Origin of the sequence: Pseudomonas putida (assembly GCF_004357765.1) — a bacterium.
GTDB classification, from domain to species: domain Bacteria; phylum Pseudomonadota; class Gammaproteobacteria; order Pseudomonadales; family Pseudomonadaceae; genus Aquipseudomonas; species Aquipseudomonas putida_U.
In genome coordinates, this window is sequence record NZ_SMTE01000004.1 from 72,237 (window position 1) to 95,960 (window position 23,724).

Sequence of the window (23,724 nt, forward strand, 5' to 3'; positions counted from 1 at the left end):
GAAAGCTTCCTTTGTGAATCTAGAACGACAGCGGGGCGAAACATCGCCATTGAAACAATATGTTAGCGCCGTCTGGCGAAACGGGGCCGCTGCACGATAGTCGCAAGTGGAGGGCAAATATGTAACATGATGATACTTGATGGCCAGGCTAGGACTGCTGGCAAGCATCTGCCCTCGCGGACTGGCAAGCAAGGCACATAACCGTACAATCGACCTTAACGAATAACGTTAAGCTTTTCGTTCATTAATGCGGCGAGGAACATTCTCGCGGTCGGGCAAGGCCGTCTACCTGTAGCAATCCCCGTCCTTCAGGGCGGGGAGGATGTCAACGGATCGGTACAGCGCCTGGTCGCCTGAGCCGTGCCTCGATGGAAACAGGACGTTGCAAGCGTGGCGCCGCGAGGATCGTTCCCGCATAATCCCGCGACTGACATTCGGCAACGGAGAGATTGGGGCGGCGCCTCCCCAATGAACACGATGACCTACACGCTCTACGGCATCAAAGCCTGCGATACCATGAAAAAAGCCCGCACCTGGCTCGAAGACCAGGCCATCGGCTACGAATTTCACGACTACAAGACCCAAGGCATCGACCGCGACAGCCTGAATCGCTGGTGCGACGAACACGGCTGGGAAGTCATCCTCAATCGTGCCGGCACCACCTTCCGCAAGCTAGACGACGCCAGCAAGGCCGATCTCGACCAGGCCAAGGCCGTTGAACTGATGCTGGCCCAGCCGTCGATGATCAAGCGCCCGGTGCTCGACCTCGGCAATCGCACCCTGGTCGGCTTCAAGCCCGACCTGTACGCCGCCGCGCTGGCCTGAACCGGTCTACGTTCCACCCCCTATTTCGCATGAGGTAATCCTATGTCCAACACTCTGTTCAGCCTGGCCTTCGGTGTCGGCTCCCAGAACCGCCAGGGCACCTGGCTGGAAGTCTTCTACGCTCAGCCTCTGGTCAACCCGAGCGCCGAACTGGTGGCCGCCGTTGCCCCGATCCTCGGTTACCAAGGTGGCAACCAGGCCATCACCTTCAGCAACGCCCAGGCCGCTCAGCTGGCCGAGGCCGTCAAGGGCGTCGACGCCGCCCAGGCCGCCCTGCTGACCCGTCTGGCAGAAAGCCACAAGCCGCTGGTCGCCACCGTATTGGCCGAAGATGCAGCCCTGACCTCGACGCCTGAGGCCTATCTCAAGCTGCACCTGCTCTCGCATCGCCTGGTCAAGCCGCACGGCGTGAGCCTGGCCGGCATCTTCCCGCTGCTGCCGAACGTGGCCTGGACCAACCAGGGTGCCGTCGATCTGAGCGAACTGGCCGAGTTGCAATTGGAAGCCCGCCTCAAGGGTGAACTGCTCGAAGTGTTCTCGGTCGACAAGTTCCCGAAAATGACCGACTACGTGGTTCCGGCTGGCGTGCGTATCGCCGACACTGCCCGTGTGCGCCTGGGCGCCTACATCGGCGAAGGCACCACCATCATGCACGAAGGCTTCGTCAACTTTAACGCTGGCACCGAAGGCCCAGGCATGATCGAGGGCCGCGTATCCGCTGGCGTATTCGTCGGCAAGGGGTCGGACCTGGGCGGCGGCTGCTCGACCATGGGCACCCTGTCCGGCGGCGGTAACATCGTCATCAAGGTGGGCGAAGGCTGCCTGATCGGTGCCAACGCCGGTATCGGCATCCCGTTGGGCGACCGCAACACCGTGGAAGCCGGCCTGTACATCACCGCCGGTACCAAAGTGAACCTGCTGGACGAGAACAACGTCCTGGTCAAGGTGGTCAAGGCCCGTGACCTGGCCGGCCAGACCGACCTGCTGTTCCGCCGCAACTCGCTGAACGGCGCCGTGGAGTGCAAGACCCACAAGTCAGCCATTGAGCTGAACGAAGCGCTGCACGCTCACAACTGAGAACCCTGCGCGGTTCGAAGTGATAAGATCGGGTCTGATGTCATGTCAGACCCGATTTTTCATTCCAGGCCCCGCTCACATGTTCCAGCCCTCTCCCTGGCGTGCCGATTTCCCCGCCATTGCCGCCCTGCAACGGCAGCACCAGACCTACCTGGACAGCGCCGCCACCACCCAGAAGCCTCAAGCCTTGCTCGATGCCCTGAGCCACTACTACGGCCATGGCGCCGCGAACGTGCACCGCGCTCAGCATCTGCCCGGCGCCCTGGCGACCCAAGCCTTCGAGGCCAGTCGCGACAAGGTAGCCGCTTGGCTCAACGCCGCGGAATCCCAGCAGATCGTCTTCACCCACGGCGCGACTTCGGCGCTGAACCTGCTGGCCTATGGCCTGGAGTACCGTTTCGAGCCGGGTGACGAAATCGCCATCAGCGCCTTGGAGCACCATGCCAACCTGCTGCCCTGGCAGCAATTGGCGCAGCGACGCAACCTGCGCCTGGTCGTATTGCCAGTCGATGCACGCGGCCTCGTCGATCTGGATCAGGCCCTGCAACTGATCGGCCCACGCACCCGGGTCCTGGCGGTCAGCCAGTTGTCCAACGTGCTCGGCACCTGGCAGCCGCTGCCGGCCCTGCTCGCCCACGCCCGTGCCCAAGGCGCGCTGACCGTGGTCGACGGCGCCCAGGGCATCGTCCATGGACGTACCGATGTGATGCAGTTGGGCTGCGACTACTACGTGTTTTCCAGCCACAAGCTGTATGGCCCGGAGGGCGTGGGTGTGCTGTATGGTCGTCGCGAGGCGCTGGGGCTGCTGCGCCATTGGCAGTTCGGTGGCGAGATGGTGCAACTGGCCGACTACCAAGGCGCCAGCTTCCGCCCGGCGCCCCTGGGCTTCGAGGCTGGCACTCCACCGATCGCCGGGGTGATTGGCCTGGGCCCCACACTCGACTACCTGGCCAGCCTCGACCATCAGGCTGTCCAGGCCCATGAGGCAAACCTGCACCAGCACCTGCTGCGCGGCCTGGGCGACCGCGAAGGCATACGCCTGCTCGGCTCGCCGCAAACGGCACTGGCCAGCTTCGTCATCGACGGCGTGCACAATGCCGACATCGCCCACGTCCTGACTGAACAAGGCATCGCCGTGCGCGCCGGGCATCATTGCGCCATGCCATTGCTCAAAGGACTGGGGCTGGAGGGCGCGATACGGGTTTCGCTGGCGCTGTACAACGACAGCGACGACCTGCAGCGCTTTTTCGATGCGCTCGACCAGGGCCTGGAGCTACTGCGATGAGCCTTCCGGCAGAGGCCCAGGAGGCCTTGGTCAACTTCGCGCAGGCACGCGGCTGGGAGCAGCGTGCGCGGCTGCTGATGCAGTGGGGCGAGCGTCTCGAGCCACTCGGCGAGGCGGACAAGGTCGAGGCCAACCGGGTCCATGGCTGCGAGAGCCTGGTGTGGTTGGTGGCGCAGCAGCACCAGGGCCAGTGGCGGTTCAAGGCTGCCAGCGATGCGCGGTTGTTACGGGGTTTGCTGGCGTTGTTGCTGGTGCGGGTGCAGGGGATGACCAGGACGGAACTAGCTGGCCTGGATCTGCGCGAGTGGTTCACCCAACTTGGGCTGGAGCGCCAATTGTCGCCCTCGCGCAGCAATGGGTTGCATGCGGTGCTGATGCGAATGGCTGAGTTGGCGACTTCCTGTTGAGTCGGCGGTGTGCCCTTCGCGGGCGAGTCGGGGCGCCGAACCGCCGCCACTACAGGATCTTCACAGCAATCAAAGCCTGCGCCGTACCTGTGGGAGCGGGCTTGTCCCGCGAAGAAGCCGCCGCGACTATTCAGGCTTGACCCGCTCCGACGGCCGCCGCGCCCCCGCCACCAGCTTTTCCACGGCCTTGCTGGCCGCCACCATGCCGAAGGTCGCGGTCACCATCATCACTGCGCCAAAGCCGCCGGCACAGTCCAGGCGCACACCCTCGCCGACGAAGCTCTTCTGCAGGCACACACTGCCATCACCTTTGGGATAGCGCAGTTGTTCGCTGGAGAATACGCAGGGCACGCCGTAGTTACGGCTGACGTTGCGCGAGAAATTGTAGTCGCGACGCAAGGTCGAACGCACCCGTGAGGCCAAAGGATCGTTGAAGGTCTTGTTGAGGTCGCCGATCTGGATCTGGGTCGGGTCGATCTGCCCGCCCGCACCACCGGTGGTAACCACCGCGATCTTGCGCCGCCGGCACCAAGCGATCAGGGCAGCCTTGGCCATCACGCTGTCGATGCAGTCGATGACGCAATCGAGGTTTTCGGTGATGTAATCGACCATGGTCTCGCGGGTCACGAAGTCCGCCACGGCATGCACCGTGCAAGCGGGGTTGATCGCCCGCAGGCGTTCGGCCATGACATCGACCTTGGCCCGCCCGACTTGCCCTTCCAGCGCATGGGCCTGGCGATTGGTGTTGCTGACGCAGACATCGTCCAGATCGAACAGAGTGATCTCGCCCACGCCGCTGCGCGCCAGCGCTTCCGCTGCCCATGAGCCGACCCCGCCAACCCCGACCACTGCCACGTGGGCCTGGCGCAGGCGTTGCAGGCCATCGTCGCCATACAAGCGAGCGACGCCGGCAAATCGTGGATCTTCTGTGCTCATGCGGATACCCCAGACGCTATACCTCAAAACCGGCGCGCATTATAGGCCACTCACTCCGTGAGCTCCATGGTTAGGAAAGAGCCTACTAACCCTGCTTTAATGTCCTATCTCTTCGACAGATTTGGACGACGATGTCTTCACGTAAATTCGGCATGAACCTGGTAGTGGTCCTGGCCATTGCCGCGCTGTTCACCGGCTTCTGGGCGCTGATCAACCGCCCGGTGTCCGCCCCGGCCTGGCCCGATCAGATCGCCGGTTTCTCCTACTCGCCGTTCCGTTTGGGCGAAAGCCCACAGAAGGGGCAATACCCCAGCGACGACGAGATGCGCCAGGACCTGGAACAGATGAGCAAGATGACGGACAACATCCGCATCTATACCGTGGAGGGCACCCAGGCCGAGATCCCCCGCCTTGCCGAAGAGTTGGGGCTGCGCGTGACCCTGGGCATCTGGATCAGTCCCGACCTTGAACGCAACGAACGCGAAATCGCCAAAGGCATCGCCCTGGCCAATACCTCGCGCAGCGTCGTGCGCGTGGTGGTCGGCAACGAAGCGCTGTTCCGCGAAGAGGTCACCCCCGAAGCGTTGATCCAATACCTGGACCGGGTTCGTGCGGCAGTCAAGGTACCGGTCACCACCAGCGAGCAATGGCACATCTGGAAAGAGAACCCGGAACTGGCCCGCCATGTCGACCTTATCGCCGCGCACATCCTGCCCTACTGGGAATTCGTGCCCATGAAGGACTCGGTGGAGTTCGTCCTCGACCGGGCTCGCGAGCTCAAGCGCCAGTTCCCGCGCAAGCCACTGCTGCTATCGGAAGTCGGCTGGCCGAGCAACGGTCGCATGCGCGGCGGCGCCGACGCTACCCAGGCCGATCAGGCGATCTACCTGCGGACACTGGTCAACACCCTCAACCGACGCGGCTACAACTACTTCGTCATCGAAGCCTACGACCAGCCATGGAAGGCCAGCGACGAAGGTTCGGTAGGTGCCTACTGGGGCGTGTTCAACGCCGAGCGCCAACAGAAGTTCAACTTCGAAGGGCCGGTGGTGGCGATTCCCCAGTGGCGGGCCCTGGCAGTCGCCTCGGTGGTGCTGGCGATGATCGCCCTCGCCGTCTTGCTGATCGACGGCTCGGCCCTGCGTCAGCGGGGCAGGACCTTCCTGACCTTCATCACTTTCCTGTGCGGTTCGGTCCTGGTGTGGATCGCCTATGACTACAGCCAGCAGTACAGCACCTGGTTCAGCTTGACCGTCGGCGTATTGCTGGCCCTTGGCGCCCTGGGGGTATTCATCGTATTGCTCACCGAAGCCCACGAACTGGCCGAGGCGGTATGGATTCACAAGCGGCGCCGAGAGTTCTTGCCGGTACAGGCCGACAGCGCCTACCGACCCAAGGTGTCGGTACATGTGCCTTGCTACAACGAGCCTCCGGAGATGGTCAAGCAGACTCTCGATGCCCTCGCCGCGCTGGACTACCCCGACTACGAAGTATTGGTGATCGACAACAACACCAAGGACCCGGCCGTGTGGGAACCCCTCAAGGCCCATTGCGAGAAGCTCGGCGAGCGCTTCAAGTTCTTCCATGTCGCGCCCCTGGCTGGTTTCAAGGGTGGCGCACTCAACTACCTGATTCCGCACACGGCCAAGGATGCCGAAGTGATCGCGGTGATCGATTCGGACTACTGCGTCGATCGCAACTGGCTCAAGCACATGGTGCCGCACTTCGCCGACCCGAAGATCGCCGTGGTGCAATCGCCGCAGGACTACCGCGACCAACACGAGAGCGCCTTCAAGAAACTGTGCTACAGCGAGTACAAGGGCTTTTTCCACATCGGCATGGTCACCCGCAACGACCGTGATGCGATCATCCAGCATGGCACCATGACCATGACCCGGCGCACCGTGCTGGAAGAGCTTGGCTGGGCGGACTGGTGCATCTGCGAAGATGCCGAACTGGGTTTGCGCGTTTTCGAGAAAGGTCTGTCGGCGGCCTATGCCCACAACAGCTACGGTAAGGGTCTGATGCCGGACACCTTCATCGACTTCAAGAAACAACGCTTCCGCTGGGCCTATGGTGCCATCCAGATCATCAAGCATCATGCTGGTCAACTGCTGCGCGGCAAGGGCAGTGAACTGACCCGCGGCCAGCGTTACCACTTCCTCGCCGGCTGGCTGCCATGGATCGCCGACGGCATGAATATCTTCTTCACCGTCGGCGCCTTGCTGTGGTCGGCAGCGATGATCATCGTGCCGCACCGGGTCGACCCGCCACTGATGATTTTCGCCATTCCGCCACTGGCGCTGTTCTTCTTCAAGGTTGGCAAGATCGTCTTTCTCTACCGCAGAGCGGTCGGGGTCAACCTCAAGGACGCCTTCGCCGCCGCGCTGGCGGGGCTGGCCTTGTCCCACACCATTGCCAAGGCCGTGCTGTACGGTTTCTTCACCAGCAGCATGCCGTTCTTCCGCACCCCGAAGAACGCCGACAGCCATGGTCTGATGGTGGCGATTGCCGAAGCCCGTGAGGAACTGTTCATCATGTTGCTGCTATGGGGCGCGGCAGCGGGTATCTACCTGGTGCAAGGCCTGCCCAGCTCGGATATGCGCTTCTGGGTCGCCATGCTGCTGGTGCAATCGTTACCGTACCTGGCGGCGCTGGTGATGGCGTTGCTGTCCTCGCTACCGAAACCGGCGCACCAGGCTGATCCGGTCAAGGTGTAGGCGATCCCGCCCGGTGCTTTCAAGCTGCCCGGCATTGAGCGGGCAGCGTCTCATAATGGCGGTTTGGATCGAGTTTCTCGGCTGGCTGGAACTCGAGGATGCAGGTGCGCGCTCCCGGTATCTCGACCGACAGGCTTGCGCCCTGGCGGTAGTCGTGCAAGAAGACCACACCCGCGTGCTGAACCAGAGTGACGAACTCGCCGGCGGCGTCAGTGACTTTCGCGCCGGCAGGAATGGGCTTTCCATCGTGCGATACCATCAACAGCAACCGTCTGCGTTGCTGGACGTCGAATGCCACCTTCGAAACCGTGCCTCGACGCGCCTGCACGGTGACGATCGCATTATCCAGTTCAGCGCTGCGCGGCAGACTGCGTGAACGCACCTGTACCGGCACCTCTCGGTAAGGCTCGACCTGCGCCACTACCGCTCGCCCGTTACCGTCGGTGCGCACCGGGCCGCTGGGGGTCGTCACTTCGATATCCTCCAGCGCAGCGACGTTCAACAACGCAAAGGTATCGTGCACGGAATAAGGCGAAAGAGTGATGCCCTCCTCGTGGGCAACCGCCGCACCCCGAAGGTTGGCAGACACGCTGCGATCGTCGCGACCATTACCTGCATAATCGAGGCGCATCTGGTTGGAATCGTTTCGCAGTGACACACCCGCGCGGCTGCGTAGTCCATCCTGGCCGGCCCGCTGTTCCAGGCCCAGGTCATAGTCGAGCCGGTCATTGACCTGTTGACGCAGGGTGATCCCAGTCCGTCGAGTTTCACCTTTGCCGACGTGGGAAAGCCGTAGCCGCCGCTTTCCGTCCAATGGCACGCTGAGCCCGAGGTACATCGCTCGCCCGCCCCTGCCTGTACGACTTGCCCAGTCCACCCCGACATTGACAGTGGCCTTGGACAGCGCCTTCGACCAGGCCAGGTGGGTGCGGCCGAGGCGCTGTCCGTCGGCCAGGCGCGACTGTCCGAGACCAAAGCTGAACCCTCCCAGACGAGCCTGTTGCGAAGACAGCGAAAAGGAGTATTGGTGGCGTTCGAACGCAACCTGTCCAGACTTGTCTGCAGTGTTCAACGCCTCATGGAGCTGGCGATAGCCAGAGGTCTGCCGCGAGTAGTCGACGGTTGCCTGCCAGTTGCGTCCCCATCGTTGCGCCAGGCGCAGTTGGCTCTGCGAGCCCACGTGTCCATGTCGACCGGCCCAGGACTGTCGCCAGACTGTCGAGATTTGCGCATCGGTCCAGGCAAGCAGCCCGAGCCCCACACCCAAAGCCTGATAATCGGCGTTGGCCAGCGCGCCGCTTGCGGTCGCCAGGCGTCCGCCGAGGTTACCGTTCCAGCCCCCGCTAAGCACCGTAGGCGAGTGCTCGTGGTCACGCATTGCCCCCAAACCGTAGGTGAACCCGGCGGGCGAGTCGAGCCCGACCGAGGGAGGCGTCGCAACATTCAGCCTGCGCCTCTTGCCATCGGCCTCGATGATGCTCACTTCGAGAGGTGCGAGGGGGTCGACCAGTGCTGGCGGCACCAGGGCGAATGGCCCCGCCGGAACCAGGGTAGCGTGCACCAGTCTTCCCCCCTGACGCACTTCGACACGCGCTGGGGTCTGAGCGATGCCTTCGATGGTCCGCTGGTCGCTCGCCTCGTGCAAGGCCTGCTCAGGGAATGCTTGAACACCTGTCACCGCCATGCCACCCAGGAGCGGATTTCGCAGATCTATCTGCCCAAGCTGAAAGACCAGCGCCGGCTGCTCAAAAGTTCGCTGGGCATAGGCATCGAGCCAGTCGACCCGCTGTTGCCCGTCCAGGCTGCCGGCCAATTGATGGCTTCGAAGCACCCAATTTCCAGCGTTGAGCCCCAGCTCGGTCCTGGCAGTCCAGGCATCCTCTGCGTTTACGCCAAATCGATTTTGCGACCAGGCCAGATCGTAGTTGAGCACCCCTGCCATACCGCCGGAGTCGTAATGGGCGGACGATTGGCCGTGGCGATCGCGGGACAGCGCCTGGGGCGGTACGATCAGGTCCACTGCCGAGGCCTGGGGGTCGAGGTGCACGATGCTTTGCGGATGTGACGCCTGGAAGCGTTCGCAGTCAACGCCAGGACTGTCGAGCTGCCCCGGTGGAGCGACCATGTGCGCGGAATCGAGTAGAGGCCGGTCTATACACAATTCACCGGCTTGGGTGATGCGCACCTCCACCCGCCCCAGGGCCCGCCCATTGACCGTCAATGCTACCGGGTGGGTGCCGGGAGTGAAGCGCGCAGCGTTGGCGAGGTACTCCGCCACGCCGGGGTCGATGCCTCGCTCACGCAAGGTCTGCCGATCGAACCCGGCCGCTTGCGCATGCCCCGTGCTGCACAGTGCCGACATGCAGCACCCCAGCAATGCTATCCAGGCGAACGGCTTGAGCATCAGTGTTCGGACGGCTGGAGCGTGGTCTCGAAGGCTCCGACCGCAAACCCATACACGGTCGCCGGGAATATGCGTACCCGCTGCACGTCACTGCGTGCAAGGTGATCCGAAGAAGCCAGCAGGGATTGACCGGGCAGGAGGTAACTACGCGGTAACGAAACGTTTTTGCCAGAGGGCAACAGCACGACATCCTGCGCCAGACGCACCACATGCAGACTCGGATTCGTCACCCTCAGCTGACCGGCGTCCAGACTCCAGACGAGCTGGGTCCAAGGTGTGCGATCCAGTTCCAGTCCCCTTGGATGAATGAGCAATGGAAGGTTCTGGCGGATCGTCACCCCTACCTTGGTGACGCTGTCACCGCCGGGGCTCAGTTCCGGAACGCCTTCGAACACCACGCGCTTTAGCCGTTGCCCCTGCAAGGGCACATCATCGCGCAGGATGAACCGCACCACCTGCTCCTGACCTGCCTCCACCCGCCAGGCCGGCTGAGTCAGGAACACCAATGGTTCATCATCCTCAGGGATGTCTTGGATCGTCACCAGCAACAATGCCGCCCGGTCGTCATCGTTGCGCACTCGGATCGACGTCTCGCCGTCCGCCTCGTGGACGATGACAACCGAGGTTTCCGGTACCATCCCGTCCGCCAGCGTGGGCAAAGGTCTGAGGAGGAATACGCTGGCCAGGCCAATCGCAGCAAACAGGAACGGTTTCATCTATGCCCTCAGAGGTAGTGCACTTCGAGCGTAGAGGCACCGTCGAGCTCTATACCTGCGCCAACATCCAGGTTGTTGAGGGGTGAGATGTACAGATTCACGCGCATCTGCGCGGTCAGGCTTTGAATCGCCACCGGCTGGCTGCTGTTGCCTGGCGCGAAGCTATGCAGGGTATTGGACCGACTGTTGGTGAGGCGGTTGTGAGATACCCCATCTTCGCGCATCCAACTGGCACCACCATTGCCACTGAAAAAGCGGGAGACTGCCTTCTTGCCATCCACCTCGATGCTCGAACCGAGAATGGCCAACTGATAGTTACCTATCTTGTTGCTCCCATTCATGCCCAGGCCGAAGTTGTATCCGTCCACGGTCGCTGCGCTACCGGCCCGGGAATCTATCGCGCGCAAGCCGAACCGGGTCGGTCCGTCGCACTGGATGTTGAGTACTTGATAGGGCGAATCGATCTGGGTGAACTGGGTCTGCGACAGCTGTTTACTGCTGATGGTCTTGAAGTTGTACTCGCCGCCACCACTGAGGGTGGGCATGCAGGCACTGGGCCTGATCACGCCGCTGACGGTAATCTCGGCGCTGCCAGCCCAAGCCAATGGGCTGGCTCCCATGGCTGCCAACACGAGCAGGCGGTGTAGTCGTTTCATGTTCAAGCTCCTCGTTATCAAAACGTCGCCACAATGGCTGGAGGAGCTTATGAGCTGGCCTGGCGCGAGGTCAGACGGCAAGCATTCCGAGAGAAACCATCCCCCGTGAATGCTCAGCCTGAGGCGTTTTGCTTTAGACTATTGCCCCCTTGCCTGCCTTGCCCGCTTCTGGAGTACCACGATGACGGCCCCAGCCGACCTCACCCCAACCCTGCAACTGGCCTGCGACCTGATCCGTCGCCCGTCGGTCACCCCCGTCGACGCCGACTGCCAGGCGCAGATGATGAATCGCCTTGGCGCCGTGGGCTTCCAGCTCGAGCCGATGCGCATTGAGGACGTCGACAATTTCTGGGCGACCCACGGCAACCAGGACGGTCCGGTACTGTGTTTCGCCGGCCATACCGACGTGGTGCCCACCGGTCCGGTGCAGCAGTGGCAGCATGAGCCTTTCGAGGCGCTGATCGATGCCGACGGCATGCTCTGCGGCCGTGGCGCGGCTGACATGAAAGGCAGTCTGGCATCCATGGTGATCGCCAGCGAACGCTTCGTGCAGGACTACCCGAACCACCGCGGCAAGGTCGCCTTTCTCATCACCAGCGACGAGGAAGGCCCGGCCCACCATGGCACCAAAGCCGTGGTCGAGCGCCTGAAGGCCCGCAACGAGCGCCTGGACTGGTGCATCGTCGGCGAGCCGTCGAGCACCACCCTGCTCGGTGACGTGGTCAAGAACGGCCGTCGTGGCTCGCTGGGCGCCAAGCTCACCGTGCGCGGCAAACAAGGCCATGTGGCCTACCCGCACCTGGCGCGCAACCCGATCCACCTGGCCGCCCCGGCCCTGGCCGAACTGGCCGCGGAGCACTGGGACGAAGGCAACGCGTTCTTCCCGCCGACCAGCTTCCAGATCTCCAATCTGAATTCCGGCACCGGTGCCACCAACGTCGTGCCGGGAGAGCTCACCGCGCTGTTCAACTTCCGCTTCTCCACCGAATCGACCGTCGAAGGCCTGCAGGCGCGGGTATCGGCAATCCTCGACAAGCACCAGCTGGACTGGTCGATCGACTGGGCACTGTCGGGCCTTCCGTTCCTCACCGAACCCGGCGAACTGCTCGATGCAGTCTCGGCCAGCATCAAAGGCGTCACCGGTCGCGACACCCAGCCCTCCACCAGCGGTGGCACCTCCGATGGCCGCTTCATCGCCACCATGGGTACCCAGGTGGTCGAACTCGGCCCGGTCAACGCCACCATCCACCAGGTCGACGAACGTATCCTGGCCAGCGACCTCGACCTGCTGACCGAGATCTACTACCAGACCCTGGTGCGGTTGCTCGCCTGATGCTCACCTGCCCTCTTTGCCAGGCGGCCCTGACGCGGCTCGACAATGGTGTGGTATGCCCCGCCGGGCACCGCTTCGATCGCGCCCGCCAGGGGTACCTGAACCTGTTGCCGGTGCAGCACAAGAACAGCCGCGACCCAGGTGACAACCAGGCCATGGTCGAGGCCCGCCGCGATTTCCTCGAAGGCGGGCATTACGCTCCGGTGGCCCGGCGTCTGGCCGAACTCGCCGCCGAGCGCCAGCCCAAGGCCTGGCTCGACATCGGTTGCGGCGAAGGCTACTACACCGCACAGCTCGCCCAGGCCGTGCCCCAGGCCGACGGCTATGCGCTGGACATCTCCCGCGAGGCGGTCAAACGCGCCTGCCGGCGAGCTCCGTCGGTCACCTGGATGGTGGCCAGCATGGCCCGGGTACCGCTGGCCGATGCCAGTTGTCAGTTCATCGCCAGCGTATTCAGCCCGCTGGACTGGGCCGAGGCCAAGCGCGTGCTCGGCCCCGGCGGCGGCCTGATGCGGGTCGGCCCGACCAGCGGCCACCTGATGGAACTGCGTGAAGTGCTCTACGATGAAGTGCGCCCTTACGCTGACGACAAGCACCTGGCCTTGGTGCCGCCCGGCATGGCCCACGACCATAGCGAGATCCTCGAGTTTCGCCTGAGCCTGGCCGCGCCCAAGGCCCGTGCCGACCTGCTGGCGATGACCCCGCACGGCTGGCGCGCCAGTGCCGAGAAGCGCGCCCGGGTGATCGATCAGCCCGAGCCCTTCGAGGTCACGGTTTCCATGCGTTATGACTATTTCGTGCGCCAAGACTGAGCACACTGGAGCCCCCTATGCGCCAACCTGATATCGAGATCTATCTCAAAGACGCCGACGTCGACCACAAGCAAATCGCCCAGTGGCTCGACCAAGCTGTAGGCACTTGCAGCGAATGGCAGCAGAAAGGCCAGACCTACAAGTGCAAGGCCGGTAACATTCCGGTCACTTGGTTACCCAAAGCTGTAGGGAAATGGAACAGTCTTTATCTGGAAAGTGACCAGACTCCGTGGGAAGACGATGTCGCCTGCGCACGCGCCGCCTTTGCCGCGCTGGGCGTGGAAGTCCGCTGCGCGCCGGGTGGCTGGGTCGAGGAAGACGGTGAAGAGGATGCCGATCGATGGATCCGCATCAGCGCCGACGGTGAAGAAGAAATCACCTGGCGCACCTGACAGCATGGTGTTCTCTGTAGGAGCGGGCTTGTCCCGCGAAGCGAACACCGCGGTGACTGGCACCGGCTGCGCCGGTGTTCGCGGGGCAAGCCCGCTCCTACACGCTTACAGCCAGAGGCTCAGAGGCCTACCACGTCCTCGGCTTGCAGGCCTTTCTGGCCCTGCACGCAGGCGTATTCCACCCGCTGCCCTTCGACCAGGGTACGATGCCCCTCACCGCGGATCGCCCGATAGTGGACGAAGACATCCGCACCACCTTCGCGCTGAATGAAGCCATAACCCTTGGCATCGTTGAACCACTTTACATTCCCAGTCTCACGAGACGACATCTGAACTACTCCGGTTTTTTATTGTGAAGATCGCCTTGCAGGCACAAGGTCACCCCCGTGCCGACGCCGCTTGCTCGAATATCTTGCAAGGTGCAGGCCGAGTATATGACACAGAACAAAAAAGATTCATGACTGGCAGACAAAATCGCGTATTTTGCTGAACTTCTGCGGATACGGCAGACTAACGGGCAGCATACTCATCGAACTTTACCCCAGGGCACTCACCCCATGACCCGTTCCCCCCTGCGCCGCTTGATCTTCGGCGCCCTCCGTCGCCTGTTGTACCTGTGGGTGCGCTCAGAAACCATCAACCAGTCATCCGTGACCTTGCAGCTCGACCGCAGCCGCCCGGTGTTCTATGCCCTGCCTTCGCCCTCGTTGACCGACCTCGCAGTGATCGACCGCGAATGCACCAAGGCGGGGCTGCCACGGCCGGTACTGCCCGTCAGTGTCGCCAACCAGCAGGAGCCCGCGGCGTTCTTCTACCTCACTCCCGAACCCGACTGGCTCGGCCGCCAGGACAAACGCGGCGCGCCACCGACCTTGCAACGCCTGGTCACGGCTGTGAGCCAGCACCCGGAAGAAGATGCGCAGATCATTCCGGTCAGCGTGTTCTGGGGCCAGACCCCGGCCAGTGAGTCGAGCCCTTGGAAACTGCTGTTCGCCGATAGTTGGGCCGTTACCGGTCGCTTGCGCCGGCTGCTGACCGTCCTCATCCTTGGCCGCAAGACCCGCGTGCAGTTCTCTGCCCCTATCCACGTGCGCGAACTGGTCGAACACAACAAGGGGCACGAGCGCACGGTGCGCATGGCCCAGCGCCTGATGCGCGTGCATTTTCGCAATCTCAAGACCGCCGTCATCGGCCCGGACATCTCGCACCGGCGCCATCTGGTCAAGGGGCTGGTCCATGCGCCGCTGGTGCGCCAGGCCATCGGTGAGGAAGCGGCTCGCGAGAACATCCCGCTGGCCAAGGCCGAAGCCCAGGCACTGCGCTACGGCAACGAGATCGCCTCGGATTACACCTACACCGCCATCCGCTTTCTGGAAGTGGTCCTGAGCTGGTTCTGGAACAAGATCTACGACGGCATCAAGGTCAACCACATCGAGCAGGTACAGGGTATCGCGCCAGGTCACGAAGTGATCTACGTACCTTGCCACCGCAGCCATATCGACTATCTGCTGCTGTCATACCTGCTGTTTCGCAACGGCCTGACACCCCCACATATCGCCGCCGGCATCAACCTCAACATGCCTGTGATCGGCGGCCTGTTGCGCCGCGGCGGCGCATTCTTCATGCGCCGGACCTTCAAGGGCAATCCGCTGTACACGGCGGTGTTCAACGAATACTTGCACACCTTGTTCACCAAGGGCTTCCCGGTGGAGTACTTCGTCGAGGGCGGGCGCTCGCGGACCGGTCGCATGCTGCAACCACGCACCGGCATGCTGGCGATCACCCTGCGCAGTTTCCTGCGCTCCTCGCGCACGCCGATCGTTTTCGTGCCGGTTTACATCGGCTACGAGCGAGTGCTCGAGGGCCGCACCTACCTGGGCGAATTACGGGGTGCCAGCAAGAAGAAGGAATCGATTCTCGACATCTTCAAGGTCATCGGTGCATTGAAGCAGCGCTTCGGCCAGGTCTACGTCAACTTCGGCGAACCGATCCGCCTGGCCGGCTTTCTCGACCAGCAGCAACCCGGATGGCGTGAGCAGGACCTCGGCCCACAATTCCGCCCAGCCTGGCTCAACGAAACCACCACCCGCCTGGGCGAAACCGTGGCCCGTCACCTGAACGAGGCGGCAGCGGTCAACCCGGTCAACCTGGTGGCCCTGGCATTGCTGTCCAGTAGCCGCCTCGCTCTCGACGAGCGCGCCCTGGTCCGCGTACTCGACCTGTACCTGGCACTGTTGCGCCAAGTGCCGTACTCCAGCCACACCACCTTGCCCGAAGGTGACGGGCAGGCATTGATCGAACATGTCAGGGGCATGGACCTGCTGTCCGAGCAGAACGATGCCATGGGCCGCATCCTTTATCTGGATGAAGCCAACGCGGTACTGATGACTTATTACCGCAACAACGTGCTGCATATCTTCGCTCTGCCAGGCCTGCTCGCCAGTTTCTTCCTCAGCAGTTCGCGGATGAGCCGGGATCTGCTCGGTCAGTATGTGCACGCGCTCTATCCCTACCTGCAGGCCGAACTGTTCCTGCGCTGGGCACCCGAGCAGCTGGACGAAGCGATCGACCAGTGGTTGGCCGTGTTGGTCGAGCAAGGCTTGCTGCGCCGCGAAGGCGACACATTCATGCGCCCGGCGCCAAGCTCACGGCAGTTCGTACTGCTGACCCTGCTGGCCCGCGCCATCACCCAGACGCTACAACGTTTCTACATGGCGACCTCGCTGCTGCTCAACAGCGGCCAGCACACGCTCAGCGCCGAGGCGCTCGAAGACCTGTGCGTGATGATGGCGCAGCGCCTGTCGATCCTGCATGGCCTCAACGCACCGGAATTCTTCGACAAGACCTTGTTCCGTCACTTCATCCAGACTCTGCTCGAACAAGGCGTGCTGCGCCCGGATGGTAACGGTAAGCTGAGCTATCACGAGAAACTTGGCGAGCTCACCGAAGGGGTGGCCAAGCGCGTGCTTTCAGCCGAACTCCGCCTGTCGATTCGTCAAGTCGCGCTACACCATGACGAGCCTCAAGAGCCCATCGATACCTGATCGATTTGTATCCAGCGTGGGGACAGCAGACAGAGCCCCACGTGAGCACCGCTTCCCTCTGACTCCCTGCCAGCCCCGCTCCCAGACTCCCTTCAACGCCAATACCGGCGCGATACATTCACGATGAAGGAGCGGGAGCCCATGACGAACAAACACCTCATTCAATTGCAGGGATCGATCAGCCTGGCCGATCTGCCGGCATTCACGGCTCGGCCTCACCAAGTCTGCGTAACACTCAGCCGTCCCGGCGCGAAAACACGGGGGGACGCGCTGACCTATCAGTTGATGGCCTTCAACCAGTCACCGCTATCCTATCGGCTGCAGGTCGACGCCCGGACGTTCAAAGCCGGCGAGGCATTGGAGTTAGCCGCCTTCGTCACCGCAGGCTACGACAAGGATGCAGAGAAAGCGCGCGTCACCTTGCCGCTGACCCTGGACCCTGGCAAACCCAACGTCGAATACAACCTGGTCATACCAGGCAGAACAACCCTTGCCAACTCGTCGCGAATCGCAGGCACCTTGACGATCCCGCCGACCGACAATCTGGCCGACCACCTGCTCAGGGTGGGTCTGTACGAAGTCGGCTACGACAACAAAAGGACCCAGCTCTACCACCGGATAGTCGAGTGCAATATTCCGTTTCCTGCGCCGCAGACGCCATTCTCGCTGGATTTCGATGAGACAGCGCTGACCTACGACGACACCAGCCATGACGTGATGATCTGGTTACTGGCACCTAACGGACGCACGGTGGCGACCTGCTTGCTACGCCAAACCACGCCCACCGAACTGGGTCAGAACCTGCAGATAACGCTGAAAAAACGCAGATGAGTCTTTGCAGCGGGATGCCCGCTCCATCGCCCTGCAGGATGGAAATCCGTTAAAGTGACGCGGGCCGGCCGATAACCGGCCCAAGTCGTTGGGAGATTCCATGAAAAAGCTCATCATGCTGTGCTGCGCATCCCTGCTAGCAGCTTGCTCCAGCACCCCCACCTCGAAACCAGTCAGCCTTGACGGTGAAGTCTACTACTTGCAACGCATCGCCTTGCCGCCTGCCGCCACCCTCAGTGTGGAGTTGCAGGACGTCTCGCTCATGGACGCCCCAGCCGTGACCCTGGCTCGCCAGGCCGGCCCGGTCAAAGGCAACGTGCCGCTGCCGTTCCACCTCACCTATGACCCGGCCCAGATCAAGCCTGGCCACCGCTACGCGCTGAGCGCGCGCATCGAACTGGACGGCAAGCTGCTGTTCATCAACACCGAACACCACGGCGTGCTGCTCGACGGCAGCGACCCGCAACCGGTACGGGTCAAGGTCGACCCGGCTCGCTGAACTCCGTACCCATTCGTCGATAAGGAAATACACATGATTCGCTCCACCCTGCGCTTCACCTCCCTATGCGCTGGCCTGATGCTCTCGGCAAGCGCCATGGCCCTGTCGCTGGGCGACCTGTCGCAGACCGATGCCAGCGCCGGCGTCAAGGATGCCCTGACTCAGGGCGCGCAGCTTGCCGTCAAGCAACTGAGCGCACCCGGCGGCTTCAACGACAACCCGGATGTGCGCATCGAGCTGCCCGGCAAACTTGGCAAGGCGGCCAAGGCCATGAAGATGTTCGGCCAGGGCGATAAAGTCGAAGCCCTGGAAAACAGCATGAACGCCGCCGCCGAGGCCGCCGTGCCACAGGCCCAGGCGATCCTCGTCGATGCGGTGAAGAAAATGAGCGTAGCCGACGCCAAGGGCATCCTCAGCGGCGGTGACGACTCGGCCACCCAGTACCTGAACAAGAGCAGCCGCGAACAGATCCGCGCCAAGTTCCTGCCCATCGTCAAGCAAGCCACCGACAAGGTCGGAGTGGCCCAGCAGTACAATGCATTCGCCGGTCAGGCCAAGAGCCTGGGCCTGATCAAGGACGACGCCAACATCGAGAACTATGTGACCGAAAAGGCCCTGGATGGCCTGTTCGAGAGGATCGCCAAAGAAGAACAGAGCATTCGCCAGAACCCGGCACAAGCGGCCACCAGCCTGGCCAAGAAGGTCTTCAGCGCGCTCTGAAGCGCATAGCTGCAAGCTGCAAGAAAAGCGGTACTTGCGTGCCCCCACACTTCTTGTGGCTTGCAGCTTATAGCTTGTCGCCTTTCCTCACCCTGAACCAGGCCGCATACAACGCCGGCAGGAACAGCAGCGTCAAGGCCGTGGCCACGATCAGCCCACCCATGATCGCCACCGCCATCGGTCCGTAGAACACACTGCGCGACAACGGAATCATCGCCAGCACCGCCGCCAGCGCGGTCAGCACGATGGGTCGGAAGCGCCGCACGGTGGCCTCGATGATCGCCTGCCAGCGGTCCAGCCCGGCGGCGATATCCTGCTCGATCTGATCGACCAGGATCACCGAGTTACGCATGATCATCCCCGCCAGGGCGATGGTCCCGAGCATGGCGACGAAGCCGAAAGGCTGGCGGAACACCAACAGGAAAAGGGTCACGCCGATCAGCCCCAGGGGCGCGGTGAGGAACACCATCACCGTGCGCGAGAAACTGCGCAACTGGACCATCAACAAACTCAGCACCACCACCACGAACAGCGGCATGCCGGCGTTCACCGACTTCTGCCCGCGGGCGGCATCCTCCACGGTGCCACCCACTTCGAGCAGGTAGCCGTCGGGCAGCTTGGCCTCGATCGCGGCCAGGGTCGGTTCGATCTGGCGCACCAAGGTGGCGGGCTGCTCCTGGTCGTAGATATCGGCACGCACAGTCACCGTCGGCAAGCGGTTGCGGTGCCAGATGATGCCCTCCTCGAAGCCATATTCCAGGGTCGCCACCTGCGACAGGGCCACGCTCTGACCGTTGTCGGTGGGCAATGCCAGGCTACCGAGGTTGCCCAGCTCGCTGCGTTCGCGCGGGGTGCCACGCAACAGGATCTCGATCAATTCGTTGTCTTCACGGTACTGGCTGACCGAGGTACCGGTCAGCGAGCTCTGCAGAAAACTCGACAAGTGCGCCGTACTTACGCCCAGCGCCCGCGCACGATCCTGATCGATGTTCAGGTATACCGCCTTGCTCGGCTCTTCCCAGTCCAGGTGCACGTTGACCACATGCGGGTTCTCGCGCACCTTGGCCGCCACTTCACGGGCCAAGGCCCGTACTTGCTCGATGTGCTCGCCCGTCACCCGGAACTGCACCGGATAGCCCACGGGAGGACCGTTTTCAAGGCGCGTGACCCGACCGCGCAGGTCGGGAAACTGCTGGTCCAGCGTAGCGATCAGCCAACTGCGAAGGTGTTCGCGGTCGTCGAGCGATTTGGCCAGCACCACGAACTGGGCGAAGCTCGCCGCAGGCAATTGTTGGTCCAGCGGCAGATAGAAACGCGGCGAGCCGGTGCCGACATAGGCCACGTAGTTGTCGATCCCATCCTGCTGCTTGAGCAGAGCCTCCAGTTGCTTGACCCGCTCGGTCGTATTGGCCAGCGAAGCGCCTTCGGCCAGCTTGAGATCGACCATCAGTTCCGGACGGCCAGAGGCGGGGAAAAACTGCTGCGGTACGAAACGGAACAACAGGATGCTGCCGACGAACGCGGCAATGGTCAGCACGATCACCGTCTTGCGCCGTCGTACGCACCACTCCACCAGACGCCGGACCCGTTGATAGAACGGTGTGTCATAGGGGTCCGGGGCGTGCCCGTCCTTGCCGTGCCTGGCAGCATGCATCTTGGCCAGGTCCGGCAACAGCCGCTCGCCCAGATAGGGCACGAACAGCACCGCAGCCACCCAGGACGTTAGCAAGGCAATGGTCACCACCTGGAAGATCGAGCGCGTGTACTCACCGGTACTGGACGCTGCGGTGGCGATGGGCAGGAAACCCGCCGCAGTGATCAGCGTGCCCGTCAGCATCGGGAACGCGGTACTGGTCCAGGCGTAGCTGGCCGCCTTGAGACGGTCGAAGCCCTGTTCCATCTTGATTGCCATCATTTCCACGGCGATGATCGCATCGTCCACCAGCAGGCCCAGCGCCAACACCAGTGCGCCGAGGGAAATCTTGTGCAGGCCGATGCCGAAGTAATGCATCGCCGCGAAAGTCATGGCCAGCACCAGCGGAATGGCCAGAGCCACCACCAGGCCGGTGCGCAGCCCGAGCGAGAAGAAGCTCACCAGCAACACGATGACCAGTGCTTCGGCCAGCACCTGGACGAACTCACCGACTCCTGCCTTGACCGCCGCCGGCTGGTCCGAGACCTTGCGCAGCTCCATGCCCGCCGGCAGATTGCGCGCCAGCCGTTCGAATTCGGCTTCCAGGGCCTTCCCCAGGACCAGGATGTCGCCACCGTCCTTCATCGCCACGGCCAGGCCGATGGCATCTTCGCCCATGAAGCGCATGCGCGGCGCAGGTGGATCGTTGAAGCCTCGGTGCACCTCGGCGACATCGCCTATGCGCAGGGTGCGATCACCGACCCGAATGGGAAACTGGCGGATCTGCTCGACGCTGTCGAAGCGCCCGCTGACCCTTAGCTGCAAACGCTCGCTGGGGGTTTCGAAAAAGCCTGCGGTACTGACTGCGTTCTGCTCGCGCAGCGCCTGCTGCACCGCTTCCAATGGCACGCCAAGGGTCGCCAGCTTGAGGTTGGAGAGTTCGATCCAGACTTTTTCATCCTGCAGGCCGATCAGTTCGACCTTGCCCACATCCTTGACCCGCTGCAGTTGGATCTGGATCCGGTCGGCATAGTCCTTGAGCACCGCATAGTCGAAACCTTGGCCGGTCAGCGCATAGATATTGCCGAAGGTGGTGCCGAACTCATCGTTGAAGAATGGGCCCTGGACCTCTGGCGGCAAGGTGTGACGAATGTCCGAGACCTTCTTGCGGATCTGATACCACAGCTCGGGGATATCCTTGGACGGCATCGAGTCGCGGGCCATGAAGGTCACCTGGGACTCGCCCGGACGCGAAAAAGAGACGATCCGCTCGTACTCGCCGGTTTCCATCAGCTTCTTCTCGATACGCTCGGTGACCTGGCGCGACACCTCCTCGGCCGTGGCGCCCGGCCACAAGGTCTGGATGACCATGGCCTTGAAGGTGAACGGCGGATCTTCGCTTTGACCGAGCTTGGTGTAGGACATCGTCCCCACCGCAGCTAGCAGGATCATCAGGAACAAAACGATCTGGCGATTGCGCAACGCCCAGGCAGAAAGGTTGAAACCCATCGGGACTTACTCCTTGGCCGTCAGGTTGACTACCCGGTTGCTGCGGTCGACGGGCCGTACCGTCTGCCCTTCACGCAACACGTGGCCGCCGGCGGCGACGATCCAGTCGTCGGCGCTGAGCCCCTCGAGCACCGGCACACGCTCGCTGCCATAAGGACCCAGACGCACCGGTGCCCGCTCCAGACGGTGCTCGGGGTTGACCCGCCAAACGTAGGCCTGACCATTTTCCGAGCTGACCGCCGACAACGGCACCGCCAAGGGCACCCGGCCTTCATGACTGATGTACACCCGGGCGCTCTGCCCCAGTTCGGCCGGCACGGTGGCCGAAGTGAACGCGATGCGCGCGGCGAAGGTTCGCGAACGAGGGTCGGCGGCAGGCGACAGTTCCCGGATGCGCCCTTCGAAACGCTGGCCAGGGTGCGACCAGAGTTCGACGCTCACCGCCTGGCCAACGGCGAACCGAGCGAACTGCTGTTCGGGGAAGCTGATGGCCACTTCACGCTCGCCATCGGCGGCCAGCGTGAAAACCGTCTGCCCTGCGGCGACCACCTGCCCGACCTCGACCTCGCGTTTGGCGATCACCCCTGCCTGGGGCGCTCGCAGCACGGCATAGGCGGCCTGGTTGCCGGCAACGTCGAACTCGGCCTTGGCCTGTTTCACACGGGCCAGACCGGCGCGGTAGAGGTTCTCGGCATTGTCGTACTGGGAGTGGCTGACCATCTGCCGGTCCAGCAGTTTGCGGTACCGGTCGCGTTCGGCACGCACCAGCGACAGGTTAGCCTCGGCGGCCGCAAGTTGAGCGCGGTTGGCCTCCAGTTGCAGGCGCACATCCTGTGGGTCGAGCTCGGCCAACGGCTGCTCGGCCTTGACCCGTTGCCCCGCCTCGACCAGTCGCCGGCTGACCTTGCCCGCAATGCGGAAGGCCAGGTCCGGTTCGAAGCGCGCGTGCACCTCGCCGGGGTAGCTGTCGGCCCCGGCTTCGAGCGGCTGTGGCTGAACCACCAACGCCGGACGAGGGCTAGCGGGCGGTGTCGCCTCCTGGCCGCAAGCGACCAGCAGCAGGGCGGCAAGCACCGGCACAGTTAAAGACAAGGCAGGGCGCAACATGATGAGTCCTTTCGCGAGGAGCGATGTCGAGTTTTTATACTGGTGAGTATACTAAATCAGGCAAGCGAAGCCGGGAAGCCGGCACGGTCAAGAAAAACCACATTAAGCTGGAGTATCTCTTGCAGCCCAAACGCACCTGAGCGGCTAAGATAGACGTCCATTCATCCATACGCGGATTCCAATGCCCAACGACGCACCCAACGGGCCAGGTCGCCCCAAGGACCTGGCCAAGCGCGAGTCCATCCTCGAGGCGGCCAAGTCGCTGTTCCTCAGTCTCGGCTATGCCAACACCAGCATGGATGCGGTCGCTGCGGCGGCAGGTGTTTCGAAGCTCACCGTGTACAGCCACTTCACCGACAAGCAGACCCTGTTCTGCTCGGCGGTCATGGCCACCTGCCAGATCCAACTGCCCGATCTGCTGTTCGAGTACCCCGAAGGTGTGCCGGTGGAGGAAGTACTGCTGAACATCGCCCGTGGTTTCCAGGCGTTGATCAGCAGCGACGAGGCGGTGAAGCTGAGCCGCTTGATCATGGCCCAGGGTAGCCAGGACCCAAGCTTCGGTGAGTATTTCTACGAAGCCGGGCCCAAGCGCGTGCTGGCTGGAATGGAGGCGTTGCTGCGGGATATCGATGCGCGGGGGCTGCTACGGATCGCAAATCCACTGCATGCGGCAGAGCACTTCTTCTGCCTGGTCAAGGGCGCGCCGGATTATCGTTTGCTGCTGGGCTGTGCGGGACCGCTCGAAGGGGAAGAGGCCGAGGCGCATGTGCGCGAGGTGGTCGGGGTGTTTATGCGGGCTTTCCGGCCCTGAGAATTTG

The 23,724-nt window shown here is 62.9% G+C and carries 20 protein-coding genes; 13 read left to right on the plus strand and 7 right to left on the minus strand.

Going from position 1 to position 23,724, the window contains the following annotated elements; genetic code table 11:
- Positions 1–477 precede the first annotated feature (477 nt).
- The 4 genes from E2H86_RS06860 (at position 478) to E2H86_RS06875 (ending at position 3,594) form a co-directional block, all read left to right on the plus strand.
- Complete coding sequence (locus E2H86_RS06860; RefSeq protein WP_165976042.1) at positions 478–825, plus strand: ArsC family reductase; 348 nt, start codon at positions 478–480, stop codon at positions 823–825.
- 42 nt (positions 826–867) lie between these two features.
- Complete coding sequence (gene dapD, locus E2H86_RS06865) at positions 868–1,902, plus strand: 2,3,4,5-tetrahydropyridine-2,6-dicarboxylate N-succinyltransferase (protein WP_133326038.1); 1,035 nt, start codon at positions 868–870, stop codon at positions 1,900–1,902.
- 79 nt (positions 1,903–1,981) lie between these two features.
- Complete coding sequence (locus E2H86_RS06870; RefSeq protein ID WP_133326040.1) at positions 1,982–3,187, plus strand: cysteine desulfurase; 1,206 nt, start codon at positions 1,982–1,984, stop codon at positions 3,185–3,187.
- Positions 3,184–3,594: a SufE family protein gene (locus tag E2H86_RS06875; RefSeq protein ID WP_133326042.1), complete on the plus strand. Its 411-nt coding sequence runs from the start codon at positions 3,184–3,186 to the stop codon at positions 3,592–3,594. Before E2H86_RS06870 ends, E2H86_RS06875 begins: the two co-directional genes overlap by 4 nt.
- Before the next feature lie 126 nt (positions 3,595–3,720).
- On the opposite strand, the gene tcdA is transcribed toward E2H86_RS06875, so the two are convergent.
- Positions 3,721–4,530, minus strand: coding sequence for a tRNA cyclic N6-threonylcarbamoyladenosine(37) synthase TcdA (gene tcdA, locus E2H86_RS06880; protein WP_133326044.1), 810 nt, complete (start codon positions 4,528–4,530; stop codon positions 3,721–3,723).
- Positions 4,531–4,661: 131 nt separating this feature from the next.
- On the opposite strand from tcdA, the gene E2H86_RS06885 reads away from it, so the two are divergent.
- A complete protein-coding gene (locus tag E2H86_RS06885; RefSeq protein ID WP_133326046.1) occupies positions 4,662–7,250 on the plus strand; it encodes a glycosyltransferase in 2,589 nt (862 codons plus the stop codon).
- Positions 7,251–7,269: 19 nt separating this feature from the next.
- On the opposite strand, the gene E2H86_RS06890 is transcribed toward E2H86_RS06885, so the two are convergent.
- From E2H86_RS06890 to E2H86_RS06900, 3 genes are read right to left on the minus strand one after another with little or no spacing between them, the layout of a single operon-like run.
- Positions 7,270–9,654, minus strand: coding sequence for a fimbria/pilus outer membrane usher protein (locus E2H86_RS06890; RefSeq protein ID WP_133326048.1), 2,385 nt, complete (start codon positions 9,652–9,654; stop codon positions 7,270–7,272).
- Positions 9,654–10,370 (minus strand): fimbria/pilus chaperone family protein, encoded by a 717-nt coding sequence (locus E2H86_RS06895; protein WP_133326050.1) that lies wholly within the window; start codon positions 10,368–10,370, stop codon positions 9,654–9,656. Before E2H86_RS06895 ends, E2H86_RS06890 begins: the two co-directional genes overlap by 1 nt.
- Before the next feature lie 8 nt (positions 10,371–10,378).
- Positions 10,379–11,026, minus strand: a complete 648-nt coding sequence (locus E2H86_RS06900; RefSeq protein WP_133326052.1) for a DUF1120 domain-containing protein — start codon at positions 11,024–11,026, stop codon at positions 10,379–10,381.
- Positions 11,027–11,207: 181 nt separating this feature from the next.
- Between E2H86_RS06900 and dapE the strand changes: the two genes are divergently transcribed.
- Genes dapE through E2H86_RS06915 form a run of 3 tightly spaced genes read left to right on the plus strand, consistent with a single transcriptional unit; the run spans position 11,208 to position 13,563 of the window.
- Positions 11,208–12,359: a succinyl-diaminopimelate desuccinylase gene (gene dapE / locus E2H86_RS06905; protein ID WP_133326054.1), complete on the plus strand. Its 1,152-nt coding sequence runs from the start codon at positions 11,208–11,210 to the stop codon at positions 12,357–12,359.
- Complete coding sequence (locus E2H86_RS06910) at positions 12,359–13,171, plus strand: putative RNA methyltransferase (RefSeq protein ID WP_133326056.1); 813 nt, start codon at positions 12,359–12,361, stop codon at positions 13,169–13,171. The genes dapE and E2H86_RS06910 overlap by 1 nt, the downstream gene beginning before the upstream one ends.
- 17 nt (positions 13,172–13,188) lie before the next feature.
- The gene (locus E2H86_RS06915; protein ID WP_133326058.1) at positions 13,189–13,563 is read left to right on the plus strand and encodes a hypothetical protein; all 375 of its coding nucleotides are present in this window, start codon (positions 13,189–13,191) and stop codon (positions 13,561–13,563) included.
- A 119-nt stretch (positions 13,564–13,682) separates the two neighbouring features.
- Here E2H86_RS06915 and E2H86_RS06920 read toward each other — a convergent pair whose 3' ends face one another.
- Complete coding sequence (locus E2H86_RS06920) at positions 13,683–13,892, minus strand: cold-shock protein (RefSeq protein ID WP_003252255.1); 210 nt, start codon at positions 13,890–13,892, stop codon at positions 13,683–13,685.
- Between the two features lie 228 nt (positions 13,893–14,120).
- Here E2H86_RS06920 and plsB point away from each other — a divergent pair, with 228 nt between their 5' ends.
- From plsB to E2H86_RS06940, 4 genes are all read left to right on the plus strand, one after another.
- On the plus strand, positions 14,121–16,607 hold the full coding sequence (gene plsB / locus E2H86_RS06925; protein WP_133326060.1) for a glycerol-3-phosphate 1-O-acyltransferase PlsB: 2,487 nt from the start codon (positions 14,121–14,123) through the stop codon (positions 16,605–16,607).
- 141 nt (positions 16,608–16,748) lie between these two features.
- Complete coding sequence (locus E2H86_RS06930) at positions 16,749–17,438, plus strand: hypothetical protein (RefSeq protein WP_133326062.1); 690 nt, start codon at positions 16,749–16,751, stop codon at positions 17,436–17,438.
- Between the two features lie 100 nt (positions 17,439–17,538).
- Positions 17,539–17,937 carry a YbaY family lipoprotein gene (locus E2H86_RS06935; RefSeq protein ID WP_133326064.1) on the plus strand — a complete coding sequence of 133 codons (399 nt, stop codon included), beginning with the start codon at positions 17,539–17,541 and terminating at the stop codon, positions 17,935–17,937.
- Positions 17,938–17,970: 33 nt separating this feature from the next.
- Positions 17,971–18,657 (plus strand): DUF4197 domain-containing protein, encoded by a 687-nt coding sequence (locus tag E2H86_RS06940; protein WP_133326066.1) that lies wholly within the window; start codon positions 17,971–17,973, stop codon positions 18,655–18,657.
- Positions 18,658–18,724: 67 nt separating this feature from the next.
- Here E2H86_RS06940 and E2H86_RS06945 read toward each other — a convergent pair whose 3' ends face one another.
- Together E2H86_RS06945 and E2H86_RS06950 are read right to left on the minus strand one after the other, a co-directional pair.
- Positions 18,725–21,799, minus strand: coding sequence for an efflux RND transporter permease subunit (locus E2H86_RS06945; protein ID WP_133326068.1), 3,075 nt, complete (start codon positions 21,797–21,799; stop codon positions 18,725–18,727).
- Positions 21,800–21,805: 6 nt separating this feature from the next.
- Entirely contained in the window at positions 21,806–22,906 is a 1,101-nt protein-coding gene (locus E2H86_RS06950; protein ID WP_133326070.1) for an efflux RND transporter periplasmic adaptor subunit, read from the minus strand.
- A 181-nt stretch (positions 22,907–23,087) separates the two neighbouring features.
- On the opposite strand from E2H86_RS06950, the gene E2H86_RS06955 reads away from it, so the two are divergent.
- Entirely contained in the window at positions 23,088–23,717 is a 630-nt protein-coding gene (locus tag E2H86_RS06955; RefSeq protein WP_133326072.1) for a TetR/AcrR family transcriptional regulator, read from the plus strand.
- The last annotated feature ends 7 nt before the right edge of the window (positions 23,718–23,724 follow it).